This is a genomic window from Butyrivibrio hungatei DSM 14810, from assembly GCF_900143205.1.
Classification (GTDB): domain Bacteria; phylum Bacillota; class Clostridia; order Lachnospirales; family Lachnospiraceae; genus Butyrivibrio; species Butyrivibrio hungatei.
In genome coordinates this window covers 765,015-789,717 of record NZ_FRDH01000003.1, presented here as the reverse complement: position 1 = coordinate 789,717, position 24,703 = coordinate 765,015, and the positions used below count along the sequence as shown (strand labels likewise).

Annotated in this window: 26 protein-coding genes; 21 read left to right on the top strand and 5 right to left on the bottom strand. The window is 40.6% G+C overall.

The features are described 5' to 3' along the window. Positions 1-195: 195 nt before the first annotated feature. The 11 genes from rsxC (at position 196) to nadE (ending at position 9,803) form a co-directional block, all read left to right on the top strand. Complete coding sequence (gene rsxC / locus BUA02_RS03715; RefSeq protein ID WP_072701048.1) at positions 196-1,512, top strand: electron transport complex subunit RsxC; 1,317 nt, start codon at positions 196-198, stop codon at positions 1,510-1,512. Positions 1,513-1,527: 15 nt separating this feature from the next. Next, positions 1,528-2,472, top strand: coding sequence for an RnfABCDGE type electron transport complex subunit D (locus BUA02_RS03710; protein WP_071177014.1), 945 nt, complete (start codon positions 1,528-1,530; stop codon positions 2,470-2,472). A gap of 2 nt (positions 2,473-2,474) precedes the next feature. Then, the gene (locus tag BUA02_RS03705; RefSeq protein WP_072701046.1) at positions 2,475-3,083 is read left to right on the top strand and encodes an RnfABCDGE type electron transport complex subunit G; all 609 of its coding nucleotides are present in this window, start codon (positions 2,475-2,477) and stop codon (positions 3,081-3,083) included. Then, on the top strand, positions 3,083-3,862 hold the full coding sequence (gene rsxE / locus BUA02_RS03700) for an electron transport complex subunit RsxE (protein WP_071177012.1): 780 nt from the start codon (positions 3,083-3,085) through the stop codon (positions 3,860-3,862). Before BUA02_RS03705 ends, rsxE begins: the two co-directional genes overlap by 1 nt. A 2-nt stretch (positions 3,863-3,864) precedes the next feature. Further along, positions 3,865-4,452 (top strand): electron transport complex subunit RsxA, encoded by a 588-nt coding sequence (gene rsxA / locus BUA02_RS03695; RefSeq protein WP_072701039.1) that lies wholly within the window; start codon positions 3,865-3,867, stop codon positions 4,450-4,452. A 24-nt stretch (positions 4,453-4,476) separates the two neighbouring features. Beyond that, the gene (locus BUA02_RS03690) at positions 4,477-5,271 is read left to right on the top strand and encodes an RnfABCDGE type electron transport complex subunit B (RefSeq protein ID WP_072701233.1); all 795 of its coding nucleotides are present in this window, start codon (positions 4,477-4,479) and stop codon (positions 5,269-5,271) included. A 761-nt stretch (positions 5,272-6,032) separates the two neighbouring features. Further along, the gene (locus BUA02_RS03685) at positions 6,033-6,761 is read left to right on the top strand and encodes an NUDIX hydrolase (protein ID WP_071177010.1); all 729 of its coding nucleotides are present in this window, start codon (positions 6,033-6,035) and stop codon (positions 6,759-6,761) included. Further along, positions 6,746-7,267 (top strand): cysteine hydrolase family protein, encoded by a 522-nt coding sequence (locus tag BUA02_RS03680; protein WP_072701037.1) that lies wholly within the window; start codon positions 6,746-6,748, stop codon positions 7,265-7,267. Before BUA02_RS03685 ends, BUA02_RS03680 begins: the two co-directional genes overlap by 16 nt. 14 nt (positions 7,268-7,281) lie before the next feature. Then, positions 7,282-7,794, top strand: a complete 513-nt coding sequence (locus BUA02_RS03675; RefSeq protein WP_072701035.1) for an adenylyltransferase/cytidyltransferase family protein — start codon at positions 7,282-7,284, stop codon at positions 7,792-7,794. Positions 7,795-7,807: 13 nt separating this feature from the next. Next, positions 7,808-9,013, top strand: a complete 1,206-nt coding sequence (gene pncB, locus BUA02_RS03670; RefSeq protein WP_072701033.1) for a nicotinate phosphoribosyltransferase — start codon at positions 7,808-7,810, stop codon at positions 9,011-9,013. A 37-nt stretch (positions 9,014-9,050) separates the two neighbouring features. Beyond that, entirely contained in the window at positions 9,051-9,803 is a 753-nt protein-coding gene (gene nadE / locus BUA02_RS03665; protein ID WP_072701031.1) for an NAD(+) synthase, read from the top strand. Between the two features lie 443 nt (positions 9,804-10,246). On the opposite strand, the gene BUA02_RS03660 is transcribed toward nadE, so the two are convergent. Beyond that, positions 10,247-11,041, bottom strand: a complete 795-nt coding sequence (locus BUA02_RS03660) for a PDDEXK family nuclease (RefSeq protein ID WP_072701029.1) — start codon at positions 11,039-11,041, stop codon at positions 10,247-10,249. Between the two features lie 417 nt (positions 11,042-11,458). Between BUA02_RS03660 and BUA02_RS15780 the strand changes: the two genes are divergently transcribed. The 6 genes from BUA02_RS15780 to BUA02_RS03635 all read left to right on the top strand — a co-directional run bounded on the left by BUA02_RS15780 (position 11,459) and on the right by BUA02_RS03635 (position 16,710). Beyond that, positions 11,459-11,626, top strand: coding sequence for a hypothetical protein (locus tag BUA02_RS15780; protein ID WP_178297598.1), 168 nt, complete (start codon positions 11,459-11,461; stop codon positions 11,624-11,626). A 145-nt stretch (positions 11,627-11,771) separates the two neighbouring features. Next, positions 11,772-13,085, top strand: coding sequence for a DUF2130 domain-containing protein (locus tag BUA02_RS03655; RefSeq protein ID WP_072701027.1), 1,314 nt, complete (start codon positions 11,772-11,774; stop codon positions 13,083-13,085). 47 nt (positions 13,086-13,132) lie between these two features. Continuing rightward, the gene (locus BUA02_RS03650) at positions 13,133-14,488 is read left to right on the top strand and encodes an MATE family efflux transporter (RefSeq protein WP_072701024.1); all 1,356 of its coding nucleotides are present in this window, start codon (positions 13,133-13,135) and stop codon (positions 14,486-14,488) included. Positions 14,489-14,627: 139 nt separating this feature from the next. Continuing rightward, the gene (locus tag BUA02_RS03645) at positions 14,628-15,167 is read left to right on the top strand and encodes a flavodoxin family protein (RefSeq protein ID WP_072701022.1); all 540 of its coding nucleotides are present in this window, start codon (positions 14,628-14,630) and stop codon (positions 15,165-15,167) included. Positions 15,168-15,237: 70 nt separating this feature from the next. Then, positions 15,238-15,894, top strand: coding sequence for an HAD family hydrolase (locus BUA02_RS03640; protein ID WP_072701020.1), 657 nt, complete (start codon positions 15,238-15,240; stop codon positions 15,892-15,894). A 30-nt stretch (positions 15,895-15,924) separates the two neighbouring features. Next, positions 15,925-16,710, top strand: coding sequence for a class I SAM-dependent methyltransferase (locus tag BUA02_RS03635; protein ID WP_072701018.1), 786 nt, complete (start codon positions 15,925-15,927; stop codon positions 16,708-16,710). Positions 16,711-16,743: 33 nt separating this feature from the next. Here BUA02_RS03635 and BUA02_RS03630 read toward each other — a convergent pair whose 3' ends face one another. From BUA02_RS03630 to BUA02_RS03615, 4 genes are all read right to left on the bottom strand, one after another. Next, the gene (locus BUA02_RS03630; RefSeq protein WP_330393318.1) at positions 16,744-17,406 is read right to left on the bottom strand and encodes a methionine ABC transporter permease; all 663 of its coding nucleotides are present in this window, start codon (positions 17,404-17,406) and stop codon (positions 16,744-16,746) included. Beyond that, positions 17,406-18,377 (bottom strand): methionine ABC transporter ATP-binding protein, encoded by a 972-nt coding sequence (locus BUA02_RS03625; protein ID WP_072701016.1) that lies wholly within the window; start codon positions 18,375-18,377, stop codon positions 17,406-17,408. The genes BUA02_RS03630 and BUA02_RS03625 overlap by 1 nt, the downstream gene beginning before the upstream one ends. Before the next feature lie 199 nt (positions 18,378-18,576). After that, positions 18,577-19,500, bottom strand: a complete 924-nt coding sequence (locus BUA02_RS03620) for a MetQ/NlpA family ABC transporter substrate-binding protein (protein WP_072701014.1) — start codon at positions 19,498-19,500, stop codon at positions 18,577-18,579. A gap of 107 nt (positions 19,501-19,607) precedes the next feature. Further along, positions 19,608-20,687 carry a pyridoxal phosphate-dependent aminotransferase gene (locus BUA02_RS03615; protein ID WP_072701012.1) on the bottom strand — a complete coding sequence of 360 codons (1,080 nt, stop codon included), beginning with the start codon at positions 20,685-20,687 and terminating at the stop codon, positions 19,608-19,610. Positions 20,688-20,776: 89 nt separating this feature from the next. Here BUA02_RS03615 and cobT point away from each other — a divergent pair, with 89 nt between their 5' ends. From cobT to cbiB, 4 genes are read left to right on the top strand one after another with little or no spacing between them, the layout of a single operon-like run. Continuing rightward, entirely contained in the window at positions 20,777-21,940 is a 1,164-nt protein-coding gene (cobT, locus tag BUA02_RS03610; protein ID WP_072701010.1) for a nicotinate-nucleotide--dimethylbenzimidazole phosphoribosyltransferase, read from the top strand. Position 21,941: 1 nt separating this feature from the next. Continuing rightward, positions 21,942-22,889 (top strand): bifunctional adenosylcobinamide kinase/adenosylcobinamide-phosphate guanylyltransferase, encoded by a 948-nt coding sequence (locus tag BUA02_RS03605; RefSeq protein ID WP_072701008.1) that lies wholly within the window; start codon positions 21,942-21,944, stop codon positions 22,887-22,889. After that, positions 22,886-23,677 carry an adenosylcobinamide-GDP ribazoletransferase gene (locus BUA02_RS03600; RefSeq protein ID WP_072701006.1) on the top strand — a complete coding sequence of 264 codons (792 nt, stop codon included), beginning with the start codon at positions 22,886-22,888 and terminating at the stop codon, positions 23,675-23,677. The genes BUA02_RS03605 and BUA02_RS03600 overlap by 4 nt, the downstream gene beginning before the upstream one ends. A gap of 9 nt (positions 23,678-23,686) precedes the next feature. After that, positions 23,687-24,682 carry an adenosylcobinamide-phosphate synthase CbiB gene (gene cbiB, locus BUA02_RS03595; protein WP_072701004.1) on the top strand — a complete coding sequence of 332 codons (996 nt, stop codon included), beginning with the start codon at positions 23,687-23,689 and terminating at the stop codon, positions 24,680-24,682. Positions 24,683-24,703 lie beyond the last annotated feature (21 nt).

The window sequence follows — 24,703 nt, the reverse complement described above, 5'->3', positions numbered from 1 at the left end:
CTACATTTATCAGTATAGCATAATTCTATTTTCAGAAATACCTGACTGGTCATCTTAAGCGTATATTATTGTCAGAAAAATTAAGTTTAATCATCATTTTTTGATGAAAATCATATATAATTATTCTATGGAAAATTCATTCTGGGGAGATTCTGTCCTCAGGGCAAAATTCTAAAAATGAAAGAAGGGTAGGATATGGCAAGAGGTACTTTTGAGGGCGGCATACATCCCTACGAAGGCAAAGAGCTTTCTAAGGATAAGCCCATAAAATCAGTGCTACCAAAGGGCAATCTGGTGTATCCCATTTCTCAACACATCGGGGCACCGGCAAAGCCTATTGTTGCTGTGGGGGATCATGTACTTACAGGACAGAAAATTGCAGAAGCAGGTGGCTTTGTTTCTGCACCAATCTATGCAACTGTTTCCGGAACAGTTAAGTCTATCGAACCTAGAAGATTGGCAACTGGTGCTATGTGCGAGAGTATCATAGTTGAGAACGATGGCAAGTATGAGGAAGTAGAATTCAAGCCAGCAAAGCCATACGAAGAGATGACTGCGGAAGATAAGATCGCAGCAGTTCGTGAGGCGGGAGTAGTTGGTATGGGCGGCGCAGGTTTCCCAACCGCTGTTAAGTTCTCTCCAAAAGAGCCAGACAAGATCGATTACGTTATTGCGAATTGCTCTGAGTGTGAGCCTTATCTGACTTCAGACTATAGACGTATGATCGAAGAACCAGAGCTTCTTTTAGAAGGTCTAAAGATTGCAGTCAGCATATTTCCTAATGCCAGAGGTATCCTGGCAATTGAGGACAATAAGCCTGATGCGATCGCAAAATTCAAAGAATTAACTAAAGACGAAGAAAAGATAAGCGTTAAGCCTGTCAAGACCAAGTATCCTGAGGGTGCTGAGCGTATGCTTATCTATGCAGTTACTGGAAGAGAAATCAATTCGTCTATGCTTCCTGCTGATGCAGGCTGTATCGTAGACAACGTTGATACTCTTTGTGCTGTGTGCAGAGCGGTAAAAGAGGGACGTCCTCTCATGGAGAGAATCGTTACCATTACTGGTGATGCCGTCACAGATCCTAGAAACTATAAAGTAAGAATAGGAACCAATTATAGAGAGCTCCTTGATGATGCAGGCGGATTCAGAACAGAACCAGCCAAGATCATTTCAGGTGGTCCTATGATGGGATTTGCTATTTTTGATCTTGATGTTCCTACTACTAAGACAGCATCAGCACTTACATGCCTTACTGAGGATGAAGTAGCTGAGTTTGAGCCAACTGCCTGCATAAATTGTGCAAGGTGCGTTGAGGTCTGCCCTGAGAGACTTATTCCTAAGAACCTGGCAGATGCTGTTGAACATAACAATGAACAGGCATTCCTTGATATGTACGGAATGGAATGCTGTGAATGTGGATGCTGTAGTTACATTTGCCCTGCAAAGAGACAGCTTACTCAGCTGATCAAGGGTATGCGTAAGATACAGCTTGGAAAAAGGAAAAAGTAAGGGGGACATTTCTAGATGAGTGATTTAAGAAGCGTATCATCCAATCCTCATGTTAGAGCCAAGACAACAACTTCAAACATCATGATGTGGGTTGTCATTGCACTGCTCCCTGCAGCAGGCTATGGTATCTATAACTTTGGACTGGATGCCTTGATTATTCTTTTGTTATCAGTGGCTTCCTGCGTTCTCTCTGAGTTTATCTATGAGAAATTGATGCACAAGCCAATTACGACTGGAGATCTTTCCGCAGTAGTTACAGGTCTTTTGCTGGGAATGAATCTTCCATCAACAGTACCATTTTGGATTCCAATACTTGGCGGAATCTTCTCAATCATCCTGGTAAAGCAGTTATTTGGCGGACTTGGACAGAATTTTATGAACCCAGCCCTTGGCGGTAGGTGCTTCCTTGTTATTTCTTTCCCAGCCCTTATGACTAACTTTGTTACAGATACTTACACAGGAGCAACTCCTCTTGCCAACCTCAAAAATGGCGTGGAAGTAAACGTAATGGATATGCTCATTGGTAGAACAGGCGGTACTATCGGTGAGACATCAATGCTCTGTATCGCTATCGGAGCAATGATCCTTTTTGCAATCGGTATTATCGATTATGTGATCCCATTCACATACATCATCACATTTGCTGTTTTCGTGGGACTTTTTGGCGGATACGGATTTAACTGGTCTTACATTTCTGCACATCTTGCAGGTGGCGGACTTATGCTTGGTGCCTTTTTTATGGCAACAGACTACGTTACATGTCCTATCACTCCTAAGGGAAGAGTTATCTACGGCTTTATCTTAGGTCTTTTAACTGGAATATTCCGTATATTTGGAGCAAATGCAGAGGGCGTTTCATTTGCCATCGTAATCGGCAACCTCCTTGTTCCACTTATTGAGAAGGTTACAATTCCTAGAGCCTTTGGCATCAGAAAAATTGCAAAGAAGGAGGCGAAGTGATTATGAACGATACAAAAAGCATGATTAAAAACGCCCTTATCCTCTTTGCTATTACTCTTGTAGCTGGTGTGCTCCTTGGACTTGTATATCAGGTAACAAAAGAGCCTATAGCTTATCAGGAAAAGCTTGCACAGGACAAGGCTAATCAGTCAGTATTTGCAGCAGCTTCTACGTTTAACGACGTTGCGATCGATGAAAATGGTGCAGCAGGTGCTACTTCAGAGGTTTCTGGAGTATCTATTGAGAGCGTAAAAGAGGCTGTGGATGCCAGCGGTAACAAGCTTGGATACGTTATTCAGGTTAAATCAAAAGGCTATGGAGATTTCATAGTCTATACAGTTGGTATCACAAATGAGGGAAATATCAATGGTATTTCGATCATTTCCATCGCTGAGACTCCTGGACTTGGAATGAATGCTGAAAAGATCATCGTTCCTCAGTTCGCAGACAAGACTGCTCAGCAGTACACTGTTGTAAAAAATGGACAGCTTTCAGATGCTAATTCTCAGATTGAAGCTATCTCTGGTGCAACTATTACATCAAGAGCAGTTACAAACGGTGTAAACTCAGCAGTTAAATATTTCGATGACGTATTGAAAGGAGGACAGTGATGAGTGCAGATGTAAAAACTGGCGCTTTGGGGTTCAAAAAAGATACTCCTGCCGAAAGATTTTTTAACGGTCTCATTGCTGAGAACCCTACATTAGTACTGATGATCGGTATGTGCCCAACACTTGCGGTTACATCATCAGCAATAAATGGTCTTGGAATGGGCCTTGCAACAACATTCGTATTATCACTTAGTAATGCAGTTATAGCAGCTCTTAGAAAGGTTATTCCTGGCACAGTCAGAATTCCTTCATTTATCGTTGTTATTGCTTCATTCGTTACATTGGTTCAGCTTCTGATGCAGGCTTATGTGCCAGCTCTTAACAGCGCTCTTGGAGTTTATATTCCTCTTATCGTTGTTAACTGTATCATCTTTGGTAGAGCAGAAGCTTATGCCAGCAAGCATGGAATTGTGCCTTCCTTCTTTGATGGAATCGGTATGGGTATCGGATTCACCTGTGCTATTACAATAATCGGTCTTATTCGTGAGTTTATTGGTGCTGGCACAGCCTTTGATGTTCAGATTCTTGGCGAGGGAACAGTGGTTCCCGGACCTGTAGGAGCATTCCTTGCAGGATATCATCCGATCAGCATCTTTGTTCAGCAGGCTGGTGCTTTCTTTGTATTGGCATTCCTTATTGCCATCATGAACAAGGTTAAGTCAAACCTTGAAAAGAAGGGTAAGGATACATCAAAGTTCCAGCAGGGCTGCTGTTCATCAGAAGAAGAGAAAGCAGCTGATAAGATCATTGCAGAAAAAGAAGAAAAGGAGGCTGAGTAACCATGGGAGCAACAATACTTAATCTGGTGGGACTTATGATTTCGGCCTCACTTGTAAACAATGTAGTACTTAGTCAGTTCCTTGGCCTTTGTCCTTTCCTTGGTGTATCCAAGAAGACAGACACAGCCCTTGGAATGGGTGGAGCCTGCGTATTCGTTATCACACTTGCTTCACTTGTATGTAGCATCATTTATAAATTTATATTGAATCCACTTGATCTTTCATATCTTCAGACAATTGTATTCATCCTGGTAATCGCTATGCTGGTACAGTTCGTAGAGATGATCTTGAAGAAATACATCGTATCTCTTTACAGAGCTCTTGGTGTATATCTTCCACTTATCACAACAAACTGCGCAGTTCTTGGTGTAGCGCTTAACAACGTAACTGATGGATACTCAATTCTTGAGAGTACGATCTGCGGTTTTGCTACTGCAGTAGGATTTACAATAGCTATTGTAATTTTGGCAGGCCTTCGTGAGAAGATGGAATACAATGACATCCCTGCACCATTTAAGGGAATGCCACTGGTTCTTTTGACATCAGGTCTTATGGCTATTGCCTTTACCGGATTCTCAGCTTTGAAATAAAGCACAAAAAGGAGATAGATGACTATGATCTATGGAATTATCATTGCAACAGTAGTTGTCGCCGGAGTGGGAATTGTAATTGGCTTGATCCTGGGACTGGCAGATATGAAGCTACATGTTGATGTCGATGAAAAAGAAGCAGCTATTTTAGAGGCTCTTCCTGGCAATAACTGCGGTGGCTGTGGATATCCTGGATGTTCTGGTTGTGCAGCAGCAATCGCAAAAGGAGAGGCATCCGTTAATCAGTGTCCTGTTGGCGGAGCTCCTGTAGCAGCAACAATCTCTGCAATTATGGGAGTAGAAGCTGGCGAAACAGTTCGCCAGGTGGCATTTGTACATTGCCATGGTGATTGTGAGAACGCTACTCAGCAGTACGAGTACACTGGTGTATCTGATTGTAGACTCCAGACACAGGCTCCTGGCGGCGGTTCAAAGACTTGCTCCTATGGATGTCTTGGCGGTGGCTCCTGCATATCAGTTTGTCAGTTTGACGCTATTCACATTGTAAATGGCGTAGCAGTAGTAGACAAAGACAATTGTAAGGCCTGCGGTAAGTGTATCGACATCTGTCCTAGACATTTGATCGACCTTATTCCTTATACTGCAGAAGAGTCAGTTGCCTGCAAGTCACAGGATATGGGTAAGCTTGTTAACCAGTACTGTAAGGTTGGCTGCATAGCATGTCACATCTGTGAAAAGAACTGCCCGGTTGGTGCGATCACAGTTGAAAACAACGTTGCATCAATTGATCAGTCCAAGTGCACACACTGCGGAACTTGCGTAGAGAAGTGCCCAAAGAAAGCAATAGTTGGATGTTGAGATAGTTTGATGATATAACTGCTATTTTTCGCTCTGATATTTTTGAAGTTTTTAATTTAGAATTTTGAAGTCAGATACGATTTATGTTGCTAGGAACATAAACTGTATCTGACTTTTTTCTTGCTATTGTTTAATTCATTCTTGCTATTATTTAATTTATTCTAGCTATTTTTGTTTCCTTTTCTAATTATCTTTTTGATTTGCCGAAACATAGCAAATTCGTCTGATTAGGCTAAAGTTTTGCCGGTATTAATAAGTGAGAAAGATAAAATATTTAGCCGAAAGCATGCAATGTATGAAAATTAGGCTATAGATTACAAATATGACAGTGGCGTCAAGGAAAGATAGTATAAGAAAAGTTTAACCGAAAATGGAAAATTTCCGGGCCTTCGGCTAAAGTTGGAAATTATCATGGCAAACAGGGAACGATAATCTTTAGCCTAAACTTGTAATTGCATATAATTTAGGCTCTCTTCTTGTTAAACTAGGGAACTGACATGTTGATAATTTGTTATATTACTTATTTATCATGCATAGGCGCTGTCTATCTTTGATAATAACAGCTTGTAAATAAAATACGTAATAGGCTAATGGGATGAAAAATAATAAGTCAAAAAATGAAACAAATTATATTGACATATGAAATACCATAATTATAATAATAAATATAAAATGGAAACAAATTAAAGAGCTAAAAAACAAGAAAAACCAAAGATAGGATAAACTACTAATATATGAATACTATCTAGAAAGGAGCAAACATGGCACTTGCAGATTACAAACACCCATATGTGACAGTGGATCTGCTGTTATTTTCAATAATAGATGGAAAGCTTGCTATTTGTCTTACTAAGAGAGATGAAGAGCCATTCAAGGATATGTACGCAATGCCTGGTACCTTTATTCATGAGGATGAATCAGCAGAGGGAGCGGTAGAGAGGCTCCTTGCAGACAGGCTTGGACTTGAAGGAAATATATATACTGAGCAGCTTCAGACATTTACTGATATTACAAGAGACCCAAGAGAGAGGGTTATCTCCATCGCATATATAGGCATCATTCCAGATATGAATATGGTGAAGGTGCCATGGATGGAGTGGTTTACCATAGCAAGCTCAAATGTGGGCTATGAAAAGCTCCTCAAGGTGGGGGATGGTTCAAATGCAAGCTTTATCAGTAACAGCTTAGGCTTTGATCATGATGAGATGCTTCATATAGCAATCGACAGACTTAGAGGCAAGACTCAGTACACAGACATTCTTTTTAAATTCTTAAAGGACCAGAAGTGCTTCACAGCAGCAATTCTAAGGGAAATATATCAGGCAATCATAGGAAAGGAAGTCAACAGAGGCAACTTTACCAAGTATCAGATGAATACATATATTGAGAACGGCCTGATAAATAAAATTGGTTCTACTTCTGTAGGAAGGGGACGACCTGCAGATACATATGCATATATAGGAGGAGAGAAGTTATGGATAAGATCTTAATAGTGGTAGACATGCAGAAGGACTTCGTAACAGGGGCACTTGGAAGCAAGGAAGCACAGGCAATAGTGCCAAACGTAGTTAAAAAGGTAAAAGAATTTGATGGCACAGTTCTTTTCACAAGAGACACACATGGGGAAAACTACATGGACACTCAGGAAGGTCGCAACCTTCCAGTTGTACATTGCATCAAAGGAACTGATGGATGGCAGATCATTCCTGAACTTCAGGAGTTTGCAACAGGCAAGATATTTGATAAGCCAACATTCGGAAGCGTTGAGCTTGCTGAGTATGTAAAAGAGCTTGCAGGTAAAGCAGGCGGCGACATCAGCGTAGAGCTCATCGGAGTTTGCACAGATATCTGCGTAGTAAGTAACGCACTTCTCATCAAGGCATTTTGCGGAGAAGTTCCTGTATCAGTTGATTCTAGCTGCTGCGCAGGAGTTACTGTAGATGCACACAACGCTGCACTTGCTACAATGAAGAGCTGCCAGGTACAGGTAGCCTAAGAGAAGGTGAACACATGAAAGTTGGAATTGTTTTTGGAACCTTTGCACCAATGCATTTGGGACATCTGGATGTTGTTGATATCGCCAAGACCGAGATGGACAAGGTAGTAGTTGTCTGCTGCGGCCATGAGGGCGACAGAGGTTATCCAATGTATCCTCTTGAAAAGAGACTTGAATTAGCTAATGAGCAATTTGCTGATGAAGAAAAGGTTTTTACAGCAATTCTTCCAGATACAGACCCCAAGATCAAAGAGCATTGGGACCAGCAACAGATCTGGAATTACTGGGTAGATAGAATGTTACTAATGCTTTTTCAAAAAGAGCTGATATCAGCCAAAGATGAAATTGTTTTTTATACATCTGAAGGGGATTACACAGATCTTTTAACAAGCACTCCACAGAATATAAAGGTTAGAAAGTGTGAGAGGGTTAGGCCAATAAGCGGCACTATGATCCGTGAAAATGGGGAAGAGTACATGGATCAGATGGCACCAAGCTTTAGAGAATATTACAAAAAGAGCTATTAAAAGGAGAAGAGGTATGAATCAGATAATTACATCATTACTTGAACAGGATGCTTACAAATTTTCGATGGGACAGGCGATCTACCATCAGTTCAGTGATTACAAGACAACCTGGTCTTTTAAGTGCAGAAACACTGACGTGCACTTCACCGAGGAAATGGTAGAAGAAATCAAGAATCAGATCAAGGCTTTCTGTAACCTTAGATTTACAGAGGAAGAGCTTGAATATCTTGAAAATGTAATATGGATCAAGGGCTCTTACGTTGATTTCCTTAGACTCTGGCAGCCAAGATATGAGGATTTTTATATCGGAACAGACGCAGAGTGTGGACTTAGCATTGAGACTAAGGGAACATGGCTCAACACTTCAATGTATGAGATTCCAACTCTTGCAATCGTAAATGAAGTTTACTTCAGAATGCAGTACAACTACGACGAACTCTTTGAGAGCTTCAAGAAGAGATTGGCTGACAAGGTTGAGAAGGTTGAAAATGGCAGCATCTGCCTTTCTGTCTTTAGTGAGTTTGGCCTTAGAAGAAGATTATCAGCAGAGGCTCAGGAGCTTGCAGTTAAGACTCTTGCAGAGGCAAAGCTTACTTCTTCTACATTCCTTGGAACATCAAACGTATTTCTTGCTAAGAAATATAATGTAACTCCAGTTGGAACCATGGCTCACGAGTGGATCATGTGCACAGGTCAGGGCAATCACAAGCACAATCCAGCATATTCAAACTGGTACGCTCTTGATGCCTGGGTAAAAGAGTATGGCGTCCTCAACGGAACAGCTCTTACAGACACAATTACAACAGATTGCTTCCTTAAGGACTTCCAGCTTACATATGCAACACTCTTTAGCGGTGTTCGTCATGACTCTGGAGACCCAATCGAATGGGGCGAGAAGATGATCGCACACTATGAGAAGCTTGGAATCGATCCAAAGACTAAGACACTTCTCTTTAGTGATAGCCTTGATTTTGAAAGGGCAGATAAGCTCTTTAGACACTTTAATGGCAGAGCGAAGGTCGGCTTTGGAATTGGAACTTATATTTCTAATGACACAGATGTACCAGCACTTAACATTGTAATGAAGACTACAAGATGTAACGGTCAGGATGTTGCTAAGATCTCTGATGTTAAGGGCAAGGGAATGTGCAAGAACCCTGATTATGTAGAGTATCTTCAGAGATGTATCAACTGGAGAATGGAACACGACAACAAATGATGCCACAAAGATCATAGGCCGGAAGGGAGAAAGGATCATGATAGAACAACTAAAGGATTTTAATGCAGAAAAAAAGATTGAAGATATCACAACTTGGATAAAGGAGTGGTTTGACAACAATGGTCCTACAGCCAGCGCAGTTATAGGTCTTTCTGGTGGTAAGGATTCTACTATCGTAGCAGCGCTTCTTGTAAAAGCACTTGGAAAGGATAGAGTTGTGGGGGTATTGATGCCGGATGGAGAACAGAAGGATATCGACGATTCTAAGAAAGTCGCTGAGCTGCTTGGAATTAAGCATCATGTTGTAAATATCAAGCCAGCTATGGATGGTTACCGTGAGATGATGAAGGCAGCAGGCGTAGAGCTTGGCAAGGATGCAATCATCAACACACCACCTAGAATGAGAATGGCTACCCTTTACGGCGTAGCCCAGTCACTTCCAAATGGCGGCCGCGTAGCCAATACTTGCAACAAGTCAGAGGACTACGTTGGTTATTCAACCAAGTACGGCGATGCAGCAGGAGATTTTAGCCCTTGCTCAGACTTTACCGTAACTGAGATGCGCATGATCGGTGACGCTCTTGGCCTTCCAAATGAGCTCATCCACAAGACTCCATCTGATGGCCTTAGCGGAATGTCAGATGAAGACAAGCTTGGCTTTACTTACGATATGCTTGATAAATATATCTTCACTGGTGTCTGTGAAGATGAGGCTATCAAGCAGAAAATCGACAGACTCCACAAGATCAATCTTCACAAGCTTCAGCTTATGCCAATGTTTAAGCAGTGATAATGCTTCTGAAGATAATATGATTTGAGGATGCTTTAGTTGAAAAAAGCTTGCATACGCAAAAAGGTGAGGATGATTTAGCCGAAATTTAGCTTTTGCTAAGTTTCGGCTAAAGCTTTGCCTGCCGGAGGCCTGCTAGTTTATGAGATGTACTCGTGGAGTTTAGTCTAAATATAGGAGTGTATCTGGTTTCGGCTAAATTTTTTTAAATCGTATTAAGAACCAGAATGTCGGCTTTTAGCCTGAATCAATTCAATATAAATATTTCGGTGTAATTTTGTTCAATCAATGTAAAGAAAAGCCTTGGGACTATACGCCGAAATCAACTGTTTGATAGGAACTAGGCTAAAATAAAACAAGTTTGAAAATTGTTGAACACGAGAATACTTAGCCTAGACAAGCTTTTTGAGTGAAAGTGGGCTAACTATTTCCATCTCATTGATTCATCCTTTTAGTAAAAGCTCTTCAAAGTTCTTTTTATAAATTGAAATATCAAAAGGGTTTCTATCATCTTCATATGTGAATATAAGATCTCTTCCCTGTACAAGACCAGCTCTATAGTATTTTCTCAATTTATCAAAGAAGCTATCTCTATAGCCTTCAGAGTGCATGAGTCCAAAGTGCTCAATGTATACGACTTTTCTAGTTATGACGTTGAGTGCAGTGAAATCTGGATAAATAGTGTTGTGTTTGGAATAGTGGAACGGAGCTTCGTATTTATACGGGATTCCAAGACGTAACAATGTGTCAGCAATTATTACTTCAGATTTTGATCTGACTAGTTCACCATTAGCTGTTTCGAAAATAAGATGTTCTGGGTAACTAGAGTTAGGAATGAATGGTTCTTCTAGCCATTGTTTAGCATATTCTTCGTTGCTGACTATGTATGGAGAAATGAGTTTTTGCCTTGCTGGGTTACAGTTAGTTAATATATTCATCATGTCATGGTTCTCATAATCACCTATCAATTCTTGAAGAAATTCTAATCTTCTTTCGACGAGTATTTTTGATTTTTTTGCATAGTCTTTTTGGGCAAGTTGCCTTGCAATGTCTCTATCCGCGGATTTGATATAATCACCAGATGCGTCAGAGCTTGTTTTTCTATGATAGTATACTGGTGAAGAAGTTGTTCGTGTAATACGTAACTTCCCTGGAGGCGCAGATATAATATCGTGGTCCATTTTTTTACTTAATTCTTTTAAATAGGCATACTCAGCCTTTAATTCATCAATTATCATATTTCCTCTCATTCAATAATGTGAAATAGTGTGTGTTGAATTCCTAGAAGTGGAACACACTTTTGCAAAATTAGAGCATGAACAGAAGTCATTATATTAGGCTAATGACATGGTGTCAAATGAAAATTATTTTTTTACATGAATCCAGTTGTTGTATCTGATTATGCTTAGCTAGGAAACAAGATGAGTTTCATATGAGAACTATTAGCCTAGTTAATAATTTGTAATGAGATAGGCTAAAGAAAAATTGAAACAAGACGAGTTTCATATGAGAACTATTAGCCTAGTTGATAATTTGTAATGAGATAGGCTAAAGAAAAATTGATACAAGATGAGCTTCATATGAGAACTATTAGCCTAGTTAGAAATTTACAATGAAATAGGCTAATGAAATAGCTAAGTAAGAAAGAGAATTGTATGAATATATTTAGCCTAATTGGTAGTAATGGCCCAAAACAGGCTAAATATAGATACAGAGTAGCAGGTAATAGAGAAATTATTATTAGCCTAAAAGATATAAATTACAAGATTTGGCTAAACAATTACAAAATCATAGCTTTAAATGAAGAAAAGACTTTAGCCTAAAAACGTCAATAAGAAATATAAGGCTAACACAGAAATAATAAACTTGGCACATAACAAAAGGAGCGCATGGCGACGCGCTCATGGTATAATTAACTTGCTTGTGTAGTTTACAATAAACGTGAAAGATTACAGAGAGGTAGAGGCTATGGCAGAACTCAAATGTCCACACTGCGGACAGGCGTTTACAGTTGATGATACAGAGCTTAGCTCAATAGTTAAGCAGATCAGGGATAAAGAATTCGAAAAAGACTTAAGAGAGCGTACTAGTGAGCTTGAGAAGCACCTTCAAAAAGAGCACGAAATAGAGCTCGCTGCACAGGAAGATAAGATTACGCTTAAAACCAGGCAGCAGTATGAAAAAGAAAAAGAAGAGCTGACAAAGGAAATCGAGAAGATAAAGACTTCTCAGTTTGAAAAGATAGAAAAACTAAGCCATGAGCATGCTGAGCAGTTGGAAGAAATAAAGGACAAGCTAAGGAAGAGTGAAGAAGAAAAAAACAAGCTTCAGCACGAGCTAAGCGCTTTTGATGACAAGCAAAAACTTGCTGTCCTTGAAGCGGTCAAGAAAGTAGAAGATGAAAAGCATGCCCTCGAAAACTCCTTTAATGAAAAGAACAGAGAGCTTGAGTCAGCTCTTTTACAGGAAAAAGAAAAGGGCAAGGTTCTCTTAGAGCAGAAGGAAAAAGAGGTTGAGTTCTACAAGGACCTTAAAACTAAGATGTCTACTAAGATGGTGGGCGAAACCTTAGAGCAGCACTGCGAGATTCAGTTCAATCAGCTCAGAGCCACAGCTTTTAAAAACGCTTATTTTGAGAAGGATAATGACGCAAGAACAGGCAGTAAGGGCGATTACATCTATAGAGAGTGCGATGAGAATGGCGTTGAGATCATTTCCATCATGTTTGAGATGAAGAATGAGATGGACGAGACAGCCACCAAGCACAAGAATGAGGACTTCTTCAAGGAACTTGATAAAGATAGAAAGGAAAAGAACTGTGAATATGCAGTTTTAGTTTCTATGCTTGAGAGCGACAGTGAACTTTACAATGCGGGAATCGTTGATGTTTCTTACAAGTATGACAAGATGTATGTTGTAAGGCCACAGTGCTTTATTCCGATGATCACACTTCTTAGAAATGCAGCAATGAATGCCCTTATGTACAAGCAGGAGCTTGCTACGGTCAAGAATCAGGATATCGATATTTCAAACTTTGAAGACAGCCTTATGAAGTTCAAGGATGACTTTAGCCGAAACTATGACATTGCTCACAAACATTTTGACAATGCCATTGATGAGATAGACAAGACGATCCAGCACCTTGAAAAGGTTAAAAAAGAGCTCCTTGGAAGTGACAATCAGCTCAGAATCGCTAATAGCAAGGTAGAGGATGTAAGTGTCAAGAAACTTACCAAGAATAATCCTACTATGAAAGCTAAATTTGAAGAGCTTAACTCATAAGTGTATAATTCATAACTTGTGAGAAATAAAAAGGTTAGGACATTGTAATGGCATTACAAAACAGACGAGAATATTTAACAACAACACCAATACCAAAGCTTATTTTGTCGCTTTCAGTTCCGACGATCATAAGCATGATGGTAACGGCAATCTATAACACAGCAGATACTTTCTTTGTAGCAAGGGTTTCAAGCGACTCAGCTATTAACACTTCAGCTACTGCTTCAGTTGGACTTGTATTTACTGTTATGGCGCTCATTCAGGCTACAGGCTTTTTTTGCGGACATGGATCTGGCAACTACTTATCAAGAATGCTTGGAGCAGGCAACCACAAAGAAGCAAATGAAATGGCTTCAACAGGCTTTGCTCTTGCACTGATCCTCGGAGTTATCTTTGCAATCGTAGGTAATATCTATGTTGAACCTATAGCACGTTTCCTTGGTGCAACCGACTCTACTATGAAGTTTACTCAGGACTACATGAGGATCATTCTGTTTGGCGCACCATTTATGATGGCTCAGTTTGTTATCAACAATCAGCTCAGGTTCCAGGGAAGCGCCGTATATGCTATGGTAGGGCTTATGTGCGGCGCAGTTATGAACATGGTCTTAGATCCACTTCTTATCCTTGGATTACACATGGAGGTCAGGGGGGCCGCTATTGCTACGGTAATGGGACAGTGCACAAGTTTCATAGTTCTTTTGATAGGAACCAGCAAAGGCGAAAATATCAAGCTTAGCATAGGTAATGTGCATCTAAACAAGCACTATCTCTTAGAGATCGTAAACGGCGGAGCTCCATCTCTTTTCAGACAGGGAATGGCTGCAATATCCACACTGATCCTCAATAGAACAGCAGGAGCTCTTGGCGCAGATGCAGCAATAGCAGGAATGTCAGTAGCTTCCAGAGTTATGATCATGATGGCTTCAGCGCTTATCGGCTTTGGCCAGGGTTATCAGCCAGTTTGCTCTTTCAACTACGGAGCCGGTCTTACTAAGAGGGTAAAAGAGGGATTTATGTTTTGTGTAAAGTACTCAACAATCTTCTTGGTACTTATCGGTGTTACATGTTTTTCTTTTGCGCCTGACATCATATCAGTATTTTCAAAAAATCCTGATGCCATAAAGGTAGGCGTGGCAGCCCTTAGATTTCAATCTGTGACATTGCCACTTTCAGGAGTTATCGTTATCAGTAACATGATGCTTCAATCAATTGGTAAGGGGATTAAGGCTTCGATCATGGCTTCATCAAGAAACGGAATATTCTTCATTCCTATGATCTTGATCCTGCCAATGATCCTGGGACTTACAGGAGTTGAGATGGCTCAGTCTTGCGCAGATGTGTGCGCTTTTGCACTGGCTATACCACTTGCACATTCAGAGCTCAAAAAGTTTGTTGACTAACATAAATGAAATTACTAAATAGGCCTGTATCTTAGATATAGGTCTATTTTTTCAACAAAAATGCTAAAATACACCTTGCTTTACACTCTTCATTCTGCTAACGTGTTAGAATGCACAAGTATTCATAGGAGGTAAGCCCATGAAAGCCTTGGTTATCAACTGTAGTCCAGTTAGGAATGGCGCAACAGCCGAGATAGTAAGCATCGTTTCCAAAGAACTATCAGATAAGTACGATGTTAAGAGTATCTGCATTGACGATTATGACTTTAGTTTCTGTAAAGGCTGCAGGTCTTGCCACACGACAGCAAAGTGTGTGATGGATGATGACGTCCCAGTTATCATGAATGAGTTTGATGCTGCAGACGTGATAGTTTCAGTATCACCATCCTATTGGGCAGATATTCCAGGACAGTACAAGGCTTTTATCGACAGGTGTACACCATGGTGCAATACTCATGAACCGCACGCTACTATCAGTTCTGGTAAAAGAGGCTATGCAATTGCCCTTAGGACAGGACCAAGCATGCCAGAGTGTGAGAGGATCATTCAGAGTATCGAGCATTTCTATGGACATCTTGAAATCGAGGCAGCAGGCCATATGGGGCTTTGTCAGGTTGAATACAAAGAAAATGTAGAACCAAGAAAGCAGGAAATAATAGATTTTTGCGGAGGAATTTGATTGGGGAATATCAAGATTGAAGGATTTGTTATGACAGCAAGATAAGGCACAAACTTTATGGGGAGATGTTATGAAAGATTTTGATGCAGTTGTTTTTGACATGGATGGCGTTATCTTTGACTCAGAAAAAGCAACCATGGACTGCTGGCTGGAACTTGCACAGAAGTATGGCATAAAGAACATAGAAGAGCCGTATCTTGCCTGTTGCGGAACCAATGCAGCCAAGACCAAAGAGATAATGCTAGAAGCCTACGGTGAAGATTTTCCGTATGATAAATACGCTGGGGAAGCCTCACAGATGTATCATGAAAGATACGATGGCGGAAAGCTTCCTGTTAAAGAGGGAGTTTTACAGCTACTTGTCTTTTTAAAGATGAATGGTAAGAAGATAGCACTTGCATCTTCTACAAGGAGACAGACCGTTGTAAATCAGCTTCGTGACGCAGAGCTACTTTCATTTTTTGACGAGATCATTACTGGTGATATGGTCATAAAAAGTAAACCGGAACCAGATATTTTTTTACTGGCTTGTGTTAAAACAGGCGTATCGCCAGCAAGAGCCTATGCTATAGAAGATTCATATAATGGAATCAGGGCAGCAAGTAGAGGAGGCCTTAAGCCAATAATGGTGCCTGATCTACTTCCTGAAAATGAGGAAATGAAGAATCTGTCTGAAGAGATCTGCACTGACCTTTTTGAAGTAAAAAGGTATTTACAGGAAGAATAAAAAAATGACTACGATAGGGGAAACATTATAATGCATTTTGGAAGTTCAAATGATACAGAGGCAGTAAAAAAGCAGTACGCGACATCAAAGGGACTTGATATCCGTATTGGATTTCATAATAAATATTCAACAAACAAGCAGGGTTATAGTAACTGGATAATTTCTAACTACAATATCAAAAGAGGAATGAAAGTACTTGAGCTTGGTTGCGGTACAGGCGGACTTTGGGAAAATCATGAGGATATGGTTTCAAGATGTGGCAAGCTTGTACTTACAGATTTTTCTGAGGGAATGCTTGAGACAGCAAGGAATAACCTTGGAGAAAGAGATAACATCGAATATATTCAGGCAGATATTCAGTATCTTCCTTTTGAAGAAAATAGCTTTGACGTGGTGATCGCAAATTCAATGCTCTACCACGTTCCAGATATTGATAGAGGCATAAGAGAGGTTAGAAGAGTGTTAAAGCCAGGTGGAGTGTTCTACTGCGCTACACTTGGAGAGAACAACTTCCCAGAGCTTCTTGCTGAGTGGTTTGAGCTTGGAGGAGAAGAGTTTAAACCAAATCATAACTTTACTATGCAGAACGGAGGCGCTGTACTGAGTAAATCCTTTGCAGATGTTAAGACAGCTTTTTATGAGGATTCACTTCATGTAACAGATGTAGAAGATCTTGTTGAGTACCTTCGAAGCCTTGCTTCCTTCAAGGTAATCCTTGATCTGCCTGTAGAAAAGATCCGTGAAATACTAAAAGAACATATAGAAGATGAGGCAGTTGATCTTCCTAAAGAATATGGAATGTTTATTTGCCAATAAAAAAGGGACCGCAAGGTCCCTTTTTTTCTATGTTTAAGACATTTTCTTGTACATCAAATTTCCAATTGACTGGATTAGCTGAACAAAAGCGATAAGTACCAATGAACATACAACAAGATATTCTGTCTTGTACTGCTGATATCCGTAACGAATAGCAATATCACCGATACCGCCGCCGCCAACTGTTCCTGCCATAGCTGAATAACCAATAAGAGAGATGATAAGGAGAACAACGCCATTTAACATTCTTGGAATAGATTCCTTAACGTAAACTCTCATGAGAATCTGGAAGTTTGAAGCTCCAAAAGATCTAGCGGCCTCAATAACGCCAGGATTGGTCTCACGAAGGCTGGTCTCAAATACTCTTGCAATAAAAGGAATAGCAGATACTGTAAGGGGAACGATAGAAGCTGTTGTTCCGATTGATTTTCCAACAACCATCCTGGTAAATGGAATAAGGATTACCAAAAGAATGATGAATGGGAAGCTTCTAAAAACGTTGATTATAAAGCTAAGTATCTCATAAACAAATTTATTTGGCTTAAGTCCGTCAGGAGCCGTAAGTGTCAGTATGATTGCAGGTATGAAGCCAAGGATAACTGAAAAAAGTGTTGACCAAAATACCATATAAAGAGTCTGCTTAAAAGCAGTCATAATAACGGAGCTCATGCCGGTTGTAGATAAAATTCCAGACATTATTTGATTACCTCCCAGGTTACATTCTTACTATCAAGGAATTCGCAAGCTCTTGTCAAATCTTTTTCATCCATGTTAAGAACAAGGCTTCCGTAAACGTCCTCTCTGAAGTCCTCAAGCTTAGCCCAACAGATATTGAAGTCTGTATGAAGCTCCTGAGCCATCTGTGTCACGATAGGACGCTGATTGCCCTCTCCAAAGAAAAAGAGCTTAAGATTGATTCCGGTTGTAGGAAGCTTATTGCTCTCTTCTCTAAGGAAATCACGGATCTCCATTTCCTTTGGCCATACAAAGAGCTGCTCAGGTTTACCAACAGCAAGCATCTTACCATTACTAAGGAAGGCAACCTTCTGACAGATCTGCTTTACAACCTCCATCTGGTGCGTAACTACGATGATAGTAATGCCCATCTCACGATTGATCTTTTGCAAAAGAGCTAAGATCTCCTTGGTAATCTCTGGATCAAGAGCGCTGGTTGCTTCGTCGCAAAGAAGAAATTCAGGGTCAAGTACTAAAGCTCTTGCAATAGCAACTCTCTGTTTCTGTCCACCTGAGAGCTGACGAGGCTTAGCATGCATCTTGTCCTCAAGGCCTACAAGCTTAATAAGTCTTGTGATTTTTTCTTTGGCTTCAGGGGTATGTGTATCAATTCCCCAAAACTTCATTGGAAGAGCAACGTTTTGATAAACATCAAGTCTCTCCAAAAGATTGAAGCCCTGGAAGATCATTCCCATTCTCTTTTGAAGCTGTCTGAGTAAGAATTTGTCACGGATATTAACTACTTGTCCATTAACAATGATCTTTCCACTGTCATAGGATTCCAGACCATTAATGCATCTAAGAAGAGTAGACTTACCCGCTCCGCTCTGTCCAATAATTCCAAATATCTCACCATCCTGAATATCCATGGTGATACCTTTTAGAACTTCCGTATCATTAAATCTTTTGTATACGTTCTGCAGTTGTATCATTTCTTTTTTTCTCCAAAAACAATAGTCAATAACTAATAATAGCATAAATGTTAGTTATCCACAAAAGACCTGCATATACATGGCATTCAAAAACCTCGGGAAGTAAATCTCACCGAGGTTTTTAAATGTCTTATGTATCCTGCAAAAAATATCGGAGCGAACAATGATAATTCACACTGTCATACTCTCAATACCTGAATTACTCTGCACTAACAAATGATGTGATAACTGCTCCCTTGTAGGTAGCGTCGATGTATTTCTGTACTTCTTCTGAGTTAAGTGCTGCTACAAGTGCCTGAATCTTTTCAGAATCCTGTGAGCCATCCTTAACTACAAGGAAGTTAGTTCTCTTTGTTGTTGTCTCCTCGTCGAATTCCTCAATCTCAAGTGCTGGGTGTTTAGCTGGAAGTTCAGCCTCAAGTGCGTAGTTACCGTTGATAACTGCAGCATCAAGATCAGGAAGTGAAAGTGGAAGGCTTGCTGCCTCAAGTGGTGTGATCACATAGCCGTGTGGGTTGGCATCAGCATCCTTTGTAAGAGAATCCTCTGTGTAGCTGTCGCTTGTACCATATTCACCCTTTGATGTTAAAAGACCCTTCTGAACAAGAAGATCAAGTGCTCTTGAAGCGTTGTCTGGATCGTTAGGAATACCGATTGAAGCACCGTCTGGAAGATCAGCAACTGCTGTGTACTTCTCTGAGTAGATGCCCATTGGCTCAATGTGAACGCCTGCAACTGCTACAAGGTGAAGACCTGCATCCTGGTTCTGCTGGTTCATGTAACCAAGTGTCTGGAAGTAGTTGGCATCGATCTCACCAGCTTCAAGTGATGTATTAGGAAGAACGTAATCCTGGAAAACTACAGTCTCAAGTGTCCAACCGTCCTTAGCAAGAACATCCTTTACTACGTTATCAAGAATTTCAGCATGTGGAACAGGTGTAGCACCAACTCTGATAGTTTTATCTGCATCAGCTGAAGCTGTGTCCTGCGCTACGTCAGCGGTTTCTGTGGTATGAGCATCCTGTGAAGCTGCTTCTGTGCCTGCTTTATCTCCACATCCAGTCAATAAGCCGAGTACTAAAGTTGTGGATAAAACTAAACTTGCGATAATATTCTTTTTCATATTGTTTTCCTCCTCGAATTCTCATTCAATTTATGAACATGATTATAATTATTTAAATGAAAAATGTGAACTAATAATAACTTTTCACTGGTGATAAACAAAAGTTGTCACGGCGATAAGTAGTCCTTAATCGCATCAATGAGCAGCTCATTTTCATCGTGAAGTTTTACTGCTATGCGGTAATCATTCTGAGCCAGTCCCTTGAAATTACTGCAGGATCTGATGAGAATATGATACTTCTTTGCCAGGAACTCCTGTAGGTCACGGTTTTGCCCTAATCTTGCAGGTACATTAAACATGATGAAGTTGGCCATGCTATCATATACCTCGAATCCCAAAAGACGTAGCTCTTTTATCAGAAAAAATCTTTCAGTAGATACAAGTTCAGTGGTTCTTTTTACATATTTATCTTCCAAAAGGGCTTCTTTTCCCGTAAGCTGGGCATAGGTGGACACGCTCCATTCTGGCTGTGCATCATAAAGAGCTTTTATGAGTTCATTATTACTACTAATGCAGTAACCAAGCCTTATTCCGGGTATACAATAGAGCTTGGTAAAGGCATCCAAAAGGATCAGGTGTGGATGATCAGCAAGGAGGCTTTGACAGCTATAATGATCAGAGTTTTCCACAAAGCCCATAAAACACTCATCCAGTATAAAGAAGATCTTCTTTTTTTCACATATTTCTGCAATCTTTTTTACAAGGGCCAGATCGATAATGCGGCCTGTAGGATTGTTAGGACTACATGCAAAGATTACGCTACATTTGGCTTTTTCTAGAAAAGCTATGAAATCTTGCGTCAGCGTATATTCATTTTCCCTAGTTAGTTCGTAGTAGCTAACCTTGGAACCGTTAGATAAAAGAGCTCTTTCATAGCCTGAAAATGTCGGCTCTATAATAAGCGCATTTTTTGGAGCAAGGACTTTTGCTAGTAAACTGATAACCTCAGAAGCACCGTTTCCTACAAAGATATTATCTGATGGAACACCTCTTTTTTCTGAAATCGCCAGGCAAAGCTCTCTGGACCTTCTGTCAGGGTATTTCTCGAGCACGTCCACATTTGTAGTTAGGGCATAGCTTAAGTTTCCTGGTATACCCAGAGGATTAGTGTTGACGCTAAAATCCAGTTTTATTTGATTGTAATCAGAGTATTCGCCGCCGTGGACGAAGGATGTAGGTTGATTCATAATATCCTCATATAAAAACATGTATTATCTTACATTTCCTAAGTATATCAGTAATTACACCATAGATAAAATGGTGTAGAATTATTTTTATGAACAAAGAAATGTTGAAAACTCTTGAAAATTGCATAGGCAAAGTGGAAAAAGTTGATGAGGCTGCTGTTAAGGCAGCTTCTGATTACAACGATTCACTGGTTAAGCCGCCTCGCAGCATGGGCGAACTTGAAAACATTGCAATAAAGCTCGCTGGTATAACAGGTCATGCCAAAAACAAAGTAGGTAAAAAGACTATTTATGTATTTTGTGCAGATAATGGTGTTGTAGAGGAAGGAGTAGCGTCCTCCCCAGTTTCAGTAACTGCCATGCAGGCTCTTAACATGACAAGAGGGCTTACTGGTGTTGCAGTCCTTGCAAAGCACACAGGCACTGAGCTTGTGGTAACTGATATGGGAATTGCTACGGATTATTCTGCTGACCCGGATGCAAGTAAGGTCATTGACCGCAGCATTAGGCGAGGCACTGGTAATATAGTAAAAGAGCCGGCTATGACGGAAGATGAATGTCTTACAGCCATAACTACGGGGATAAATCTAGTAGCCAATGTGGGAAAAGAGCCTTCTGAAAATAAAAATGTGGATAAATCATCCACTGGAACAGTAGATCTTATAGGTGTAGGAGAGATGGGAGTTGGTAACACTACCACATCCACAGCTCTTTTATCTGCGCTGACAGGCGTATCTCCCGAAGAAATCACAGGACGCGGAGCAGGACTTACTGATGAAGCACTCGTCAAAAAGAAGGAAGTTATAAGAAAAGCCCTTGAGTTTCATGGACTTTTAAATAAGAAGTGGGAAGGGAATGAGAATGATGATGAGCAGATAATATCAGCTATGTCCAAGGTTGGAGGCCTAGATATTGCTGCTATGTGCGGAGCATTTATTGGAGCTGCGATATGCAAGAAGGCTGTTGTTATAGATGGCATTATTTCTGCAGTGGCAGCCCTGTGTGCAGTAAGACTCTGTCCACTTGTTAAGGGATATCTTTTCACATCCCATGTGTCCAAGGAGCCTGCCTATGATCTTGCTGTAAAAGAGCTTGGGCTCAAGCCATATCTAATGCTTAACATGGGACTTGGTGAAGGAAGCGGATGTCCTATGGCATTTCAGATAATTGAGGATGCCTGCGTCATGATGCGAGATATGGCAACCTTTGAAGGCGGCGGAATTGATGACTCATACCTTGAGGGAATAAGGTAATATGATAGTTCTGATAACCGGTGGTTGTAAAAATGGAAAATCGAATAAGGCACAGGATCTGGCGGTAAGCTTTTCTCAGAAGCAAAAAGGCAAGCTCTACTACGTAGCGACCATGATATCTACAGGGGCTGAAGATGATGAGCGCATCAGAAAACATGTGGATAACAGAAAAGATCTTGGCTTTGAGACTATTGAGCTTAAGTATAGGATAGAAGACCTTGTGGATGTTATCAGGAAAGATGAGAATCCGCCTGCATTTTTGGTGGATAGTCTCACAGCTCTTCTGGCTAATGAGATGTTTAGAACAGATGATAAGGGCAACTTCTTTGTGGACCATGATGCAGCTGGAAGAGTTCAAAAGGGTCTTGGCATTTTGATAGATGAGTGCCAAAAGTCTGGTGCCAGCATTGTATTTGTAAGCGACGGAATCTACAGTGATTCTATTATATACGGTGATGAGACAATAGAGTATCAGCGTGGACTTGCGCAGCTAGAACAGCTGATTTCAAAAAGAGCTGATGAAGTTATGGAGATGACTGCTGGAGTTAAAGGAAACACAGAGCCTTTAGTAGATGGGGGACAAGCAGTGAACAAGATACTTATATTTGGCGGAGCCTTTCAGGGAAAAAGAACTTTTGCCAAAAGTGAATTTAATATAGAAGATAAAGAAATCTATTCTTTTACAGCTGATGACACTGAGGTGCCAGCAGGCTACAGAGCTTATGAGCACGCAGAGAGACTTGTACGTAACATTCTCTCTGCAGAAGAGTCTTTTAACTTATTAAAAGAAGCTGAGATAGTCATTGTTGACGATATTACCTGCGGCATAGTTCCTATGGATGCTACAGACAGAAAGGCCCGTGAAGAGACAGGGCGTCTCATGCAGATGCTAGGAAAAGAGCGCAGTATCTACAGAGTATTTTGCGGGGAAGGGGTGAAGATAAAATGAGGTTACTTAAGTCCTTTGCAATAGCATTTTCAATGTATTCCAAGATACCAATGCCACAGTTTAAGTGGGAAAAAGAGGATATGAAGTATAGCATTTGCTTCTTTCCTTTGATAGGGCTTTTGATCGGCGCTATCATGAGCGCTTTTTATTTTGTGATGCATTATATTGAACTTCCGGCAGAGACTGTGATTCCACTGATACTAGTAGTGATCCCTATAATACTTACAGGTGGCATACATCTTGACGGCTTCATGGATGTAAGTGATGCGCTTTCATCCTATCAGACAAGAGAAAAGAAACTTGAGATCCTAAAAGACCCTCATATTGGAGCCTTTGCTGTTATAAGAGTTATGGTCCTTGCTGCGCTTTTCTTTGCAGGACTTGAACTTATCATGTATTACGCTGGCTCTGGGATTTCAGAAATAGTAGTCCTTGGACTTGGCCTTTGCCTTTCAAGGTGCCTAAGTGGTATCTCGGTTGTTTCATTTAAATGTGCCAAGAATGAAGGTACGCTCTATACTTTTGCAGAAGGTTCAGACAAAAAGAGGTGTCTTAGCATTTTGATAAAAGAAGCTGGTGTTGTCATGATCGCCATGATAGTCATCGGACGTTTTACAGGTGCAGCGGCTGTTTTGACAGCTCTTTTCACATTTCTGTATTACCACGTAAGGTCAGAAAATGAGTTTGGCGGCATAACTGGTGATGTAGCAGGCTGGTTTGTGTGCATATGTGAGACCTGCATGGTGCTTGTTATCGGCGCTATGGCATATTTTTATCGCTGGCTCTAAGGGAGTGACATGATCCAATATTTTAAATACATTCCAATTACATTTATTTTGGGCTTTATCGTGGATGCCGTTGTGGGAGATCCAAGGAATATCCCACATCCTGTTCAGCTAATAGGGCGTCTCATAACTTTTTTGGAAAAGAGATTATTAGTTAAAGAAGATAGTGATGACAAGAAATATAAAAAAGGCATGTTACTGACATTTCTTGTGGTGTTATCCACAGCTTTCTTGGGGATATTTATACTATACTGCGCTTTCCTAGTGGATAAAGAGGTCGGACTTATAGTGATGACCGTAATGAGCTGGCAGAGTATTGCTGCAAAGAGTCTATGCCAGGCGGCAATGGATGTGCATGAGCCTCTAAAGGATGGGAATATTGAAGGAGCTAGAACTGCAGTTAGCATGATAGTTGGAAGAGATACCGCTCTTCTTGATAAAGACGGCATTACAAGGGCAGCAGTTGAGACTGTAGCAGAGAATACCAATGACGGCGTTATCTGCCCTATGTTTTATCTGGCTATAGGCGGTCCTGTCCTTGCTTTTATCTACAAGGCTGTCAGTACCATGGATTCCATGATCGGCTACAAGAATGACAAGTATATGTTCTTTGGAAGAAGCGCAGCCAAGCTTGATGATATCTTTGCTTTTGTTCCAGCCAGGATCAGCGCAGTACTTATGATGGCAGCAGCTTTTTTACTAGAACTAACTGATAAAGCTCATTATAGCTTCAAGGATTCAGTCAGGATCTTTAAAAGAGACAGATTCAATCATGCAAGCCCAAATTCTGCACAGTGTGAGAGCGTATGTGCAGGAGCACTTGGCCTTCGCCTTGCAGGGCCAGCGGTTTACTTTGGTGAAATGCATTCTAAACCATATATTGGGGATGAAAAAAGAAAGATCGAGGCTGATGATATAGTCAGAGCTTGCAGGTTGATGTACATTACGGCACTTTTCCCAGTTATCGTTTATTCAATCATTGAAGTTATCAGGATATATGTGGTATAAGTGAAATTAGGCATTATTACT

What these genes read in the sequence shown, in the direction of transcription:
- BUA02_RS03635 (WP_072701018.1), top strand. Translation starts at nt 15,925, where the DNA reads ATGCATTTTGGAAGTTCAAATGATACAGAGGCAGTAAAAAAGCAGTAC.
- BUA02_RS03605 (WP_072701008.1), top strand. Translation starts at nt 21,942, where the DNA reads ATGATAGTTCTGATAACCGGTGGTTGTAAAAATGGAAAATCGAATAAG.
- BUA02_RS03710 (WP_071177014.1), top strand. Translation starts at nt 1,528, where the DNA reads ATGAGTGATTTAAGAAGCGTATCATCCAATCCTCATGTTAGAGCCAAG.
- BUA02_RS03600 (WP_072701006.1), top strand. Translation starts at nt 22,886, where the DNA reads ATGAGGTTACTTAAGTCCTTTGCAATAGCATTTTCAATGTATTCCAAG.
- BUA02_RS03645 (WP_072701022.1), top strand. Translation starts at nt 14,628, where the DNA reads ATGAAAGCCTTGGTTATCAACTGTAGTCCAGTTAGGAATGGCGCAACA.
- BUA02_RS03650 (WP_072701024.1), top strand. Translation starts at nt 13,133, where the DNA reads ATGGCATTACAAAACAGACGAGAATATTTAACAACAACACCAATACCA.
- BUA02_RS03625 (WP_072701016.1), bottom strand. Translation starts at nt 18,377, where the DNA reads ATGATACAACTGCAGAACGTATACAAAAGATTTAATGATACGGAAGTT.
- pncB (WP_072701033.1), top strand. Translation starts at nt 7,808, where the DNA reads ATGAATCAGATAATTACATCATTACTTGAACAGGATGCTTACAAATTT.
- cbiB (WP_072701004.1), top strand. Translation starts at nt 23,687, where the DNA reads ATGATCCAATATTTTAAATACATTCCAATTACATTTATTTTGGGCTTT.
- BUA02_RS03705 (WP_072701046.1), top strand. Translation starts at nt 2,475, where the DNA reads ATGAACGATACAAAAAGCATGATTAAAAACGCCCTTATCCTCTTTGCT.
- BUA02_RS03620 (WP_072701014.1), bottom strand. Translation starts at nt 19,500, where the DNA reads ATGAAAAAGAATATTATCGCAAGTTTAGTTTTATCCACAACTTTAGTA.
- BUA02_RS03630 (WP_330393318.1), bottom strand. Translation starts at nt 17,406, where the DNA reads ATGTCTGGAATTTTATCTACAACCGGCATGAGCTCCGTTATTATGACT.
- BUA02_RS03615 (WP_072701012.1), bottom strand. Translation starts at nt 20,687, where the DNA reads ATGAATCAACCTACATCCTTCGTCCACGGCGGCGAATACTCTGATTAC.
- rsxA (WP_072701039.1), top strand. Translation starts at nt 3,865, where the DNA reads ATGGGAGCAACAATACTTAATCTGGTGGGACTTATGATTTCGGCCTCA.
- BUA02_RS03675 (WP_072701035.1), top strand. Translation starts at nt 7,282, where the DNA reads ATGAAAGTTGGAATTGTTTTTGGAACCTTTGCACCAATGCATTTGGGA.
- nadE (WP_072701031.1), top strand. Translation starts at nt 9,051, where the DNA reads ATGATAGAACAACTAAAGGATTTTAATGCAGAAAAAAAGATTGAAGAT.
- BUA02_RS03690 (WP_072701233.1), top strand. Translation starts at nt 4,477, where the DNA reads ATGATCTATGGAATTATCATTGCAACAGTAGTTGTCGCCGGAGTGGGA.
- cobT (WP_072701010.1), top strand. Translation starts at nt 20,777, where the DNA reads ATGAACAAAGAAATGTTGAAAACTCTTGAAAATTGCATAGGCAAAGTG.
- BUA02_RS03640 (WP_072701020.1), top strand. Translation starts at nt 15,238, where the DNA reads ATGAAAGATTTTGATGCAGTTGTTTTTGACATGGATGGCGTTATCTTT.
- BUA02_RS15780 (WP_178297598.1), top strand. Translation starts at nt 11,459, where the DNA reads ATGAATATATTTAGCCTAATTGGTAGTAATGGCCCAAAACAGGCTAAA.
- BUA02_RS03655 (WP_072701027.1), top strand. Translation starts at nt 11,772, where the DNA reads ATGGCAGAACTCAAATGTCCACACTGCGGACAGGCGTTTACAGTTGAT.
- rsxE (WP_071177012.1), top strand. Translation starts at nt 3,083, where the DNA reads ATGAGTGCAGATGTAAAAACTGGCGCTTTGGGGTTCAAAAAAGATACT.
- BUA02_RS03680 (WP_072701037.1), top strand. Translation starts at nt 6,746, where the DNA reads ATGGATAAGATCTTAATAGTGGTAGACATGCAGAAGGACTTCGTAACA.
- BUA02_RS03685 (WP_071177010.1), top strand. Translation starts at nt 6,033, where the DNA reads ATGGCACTTGCAGATTACAAACACCCATATGTGACAGTGGATCTGCTG.
- BUA02_RS03660 (WP_072701029.1), bottom strand. Translation starts at nt 11,041, where the DNA reads ATGATAATTGATGAATTAAAGGCTGAGTATGCCTATTTAAAAGAATTA.
- rsxC (WP_072701048.1), top strand. Translation starts at nt 196, where the DNA reads ATGGCAAGAGGTACTTTTGAGGGCGGCATACATCCCTACGAAGGCAAA.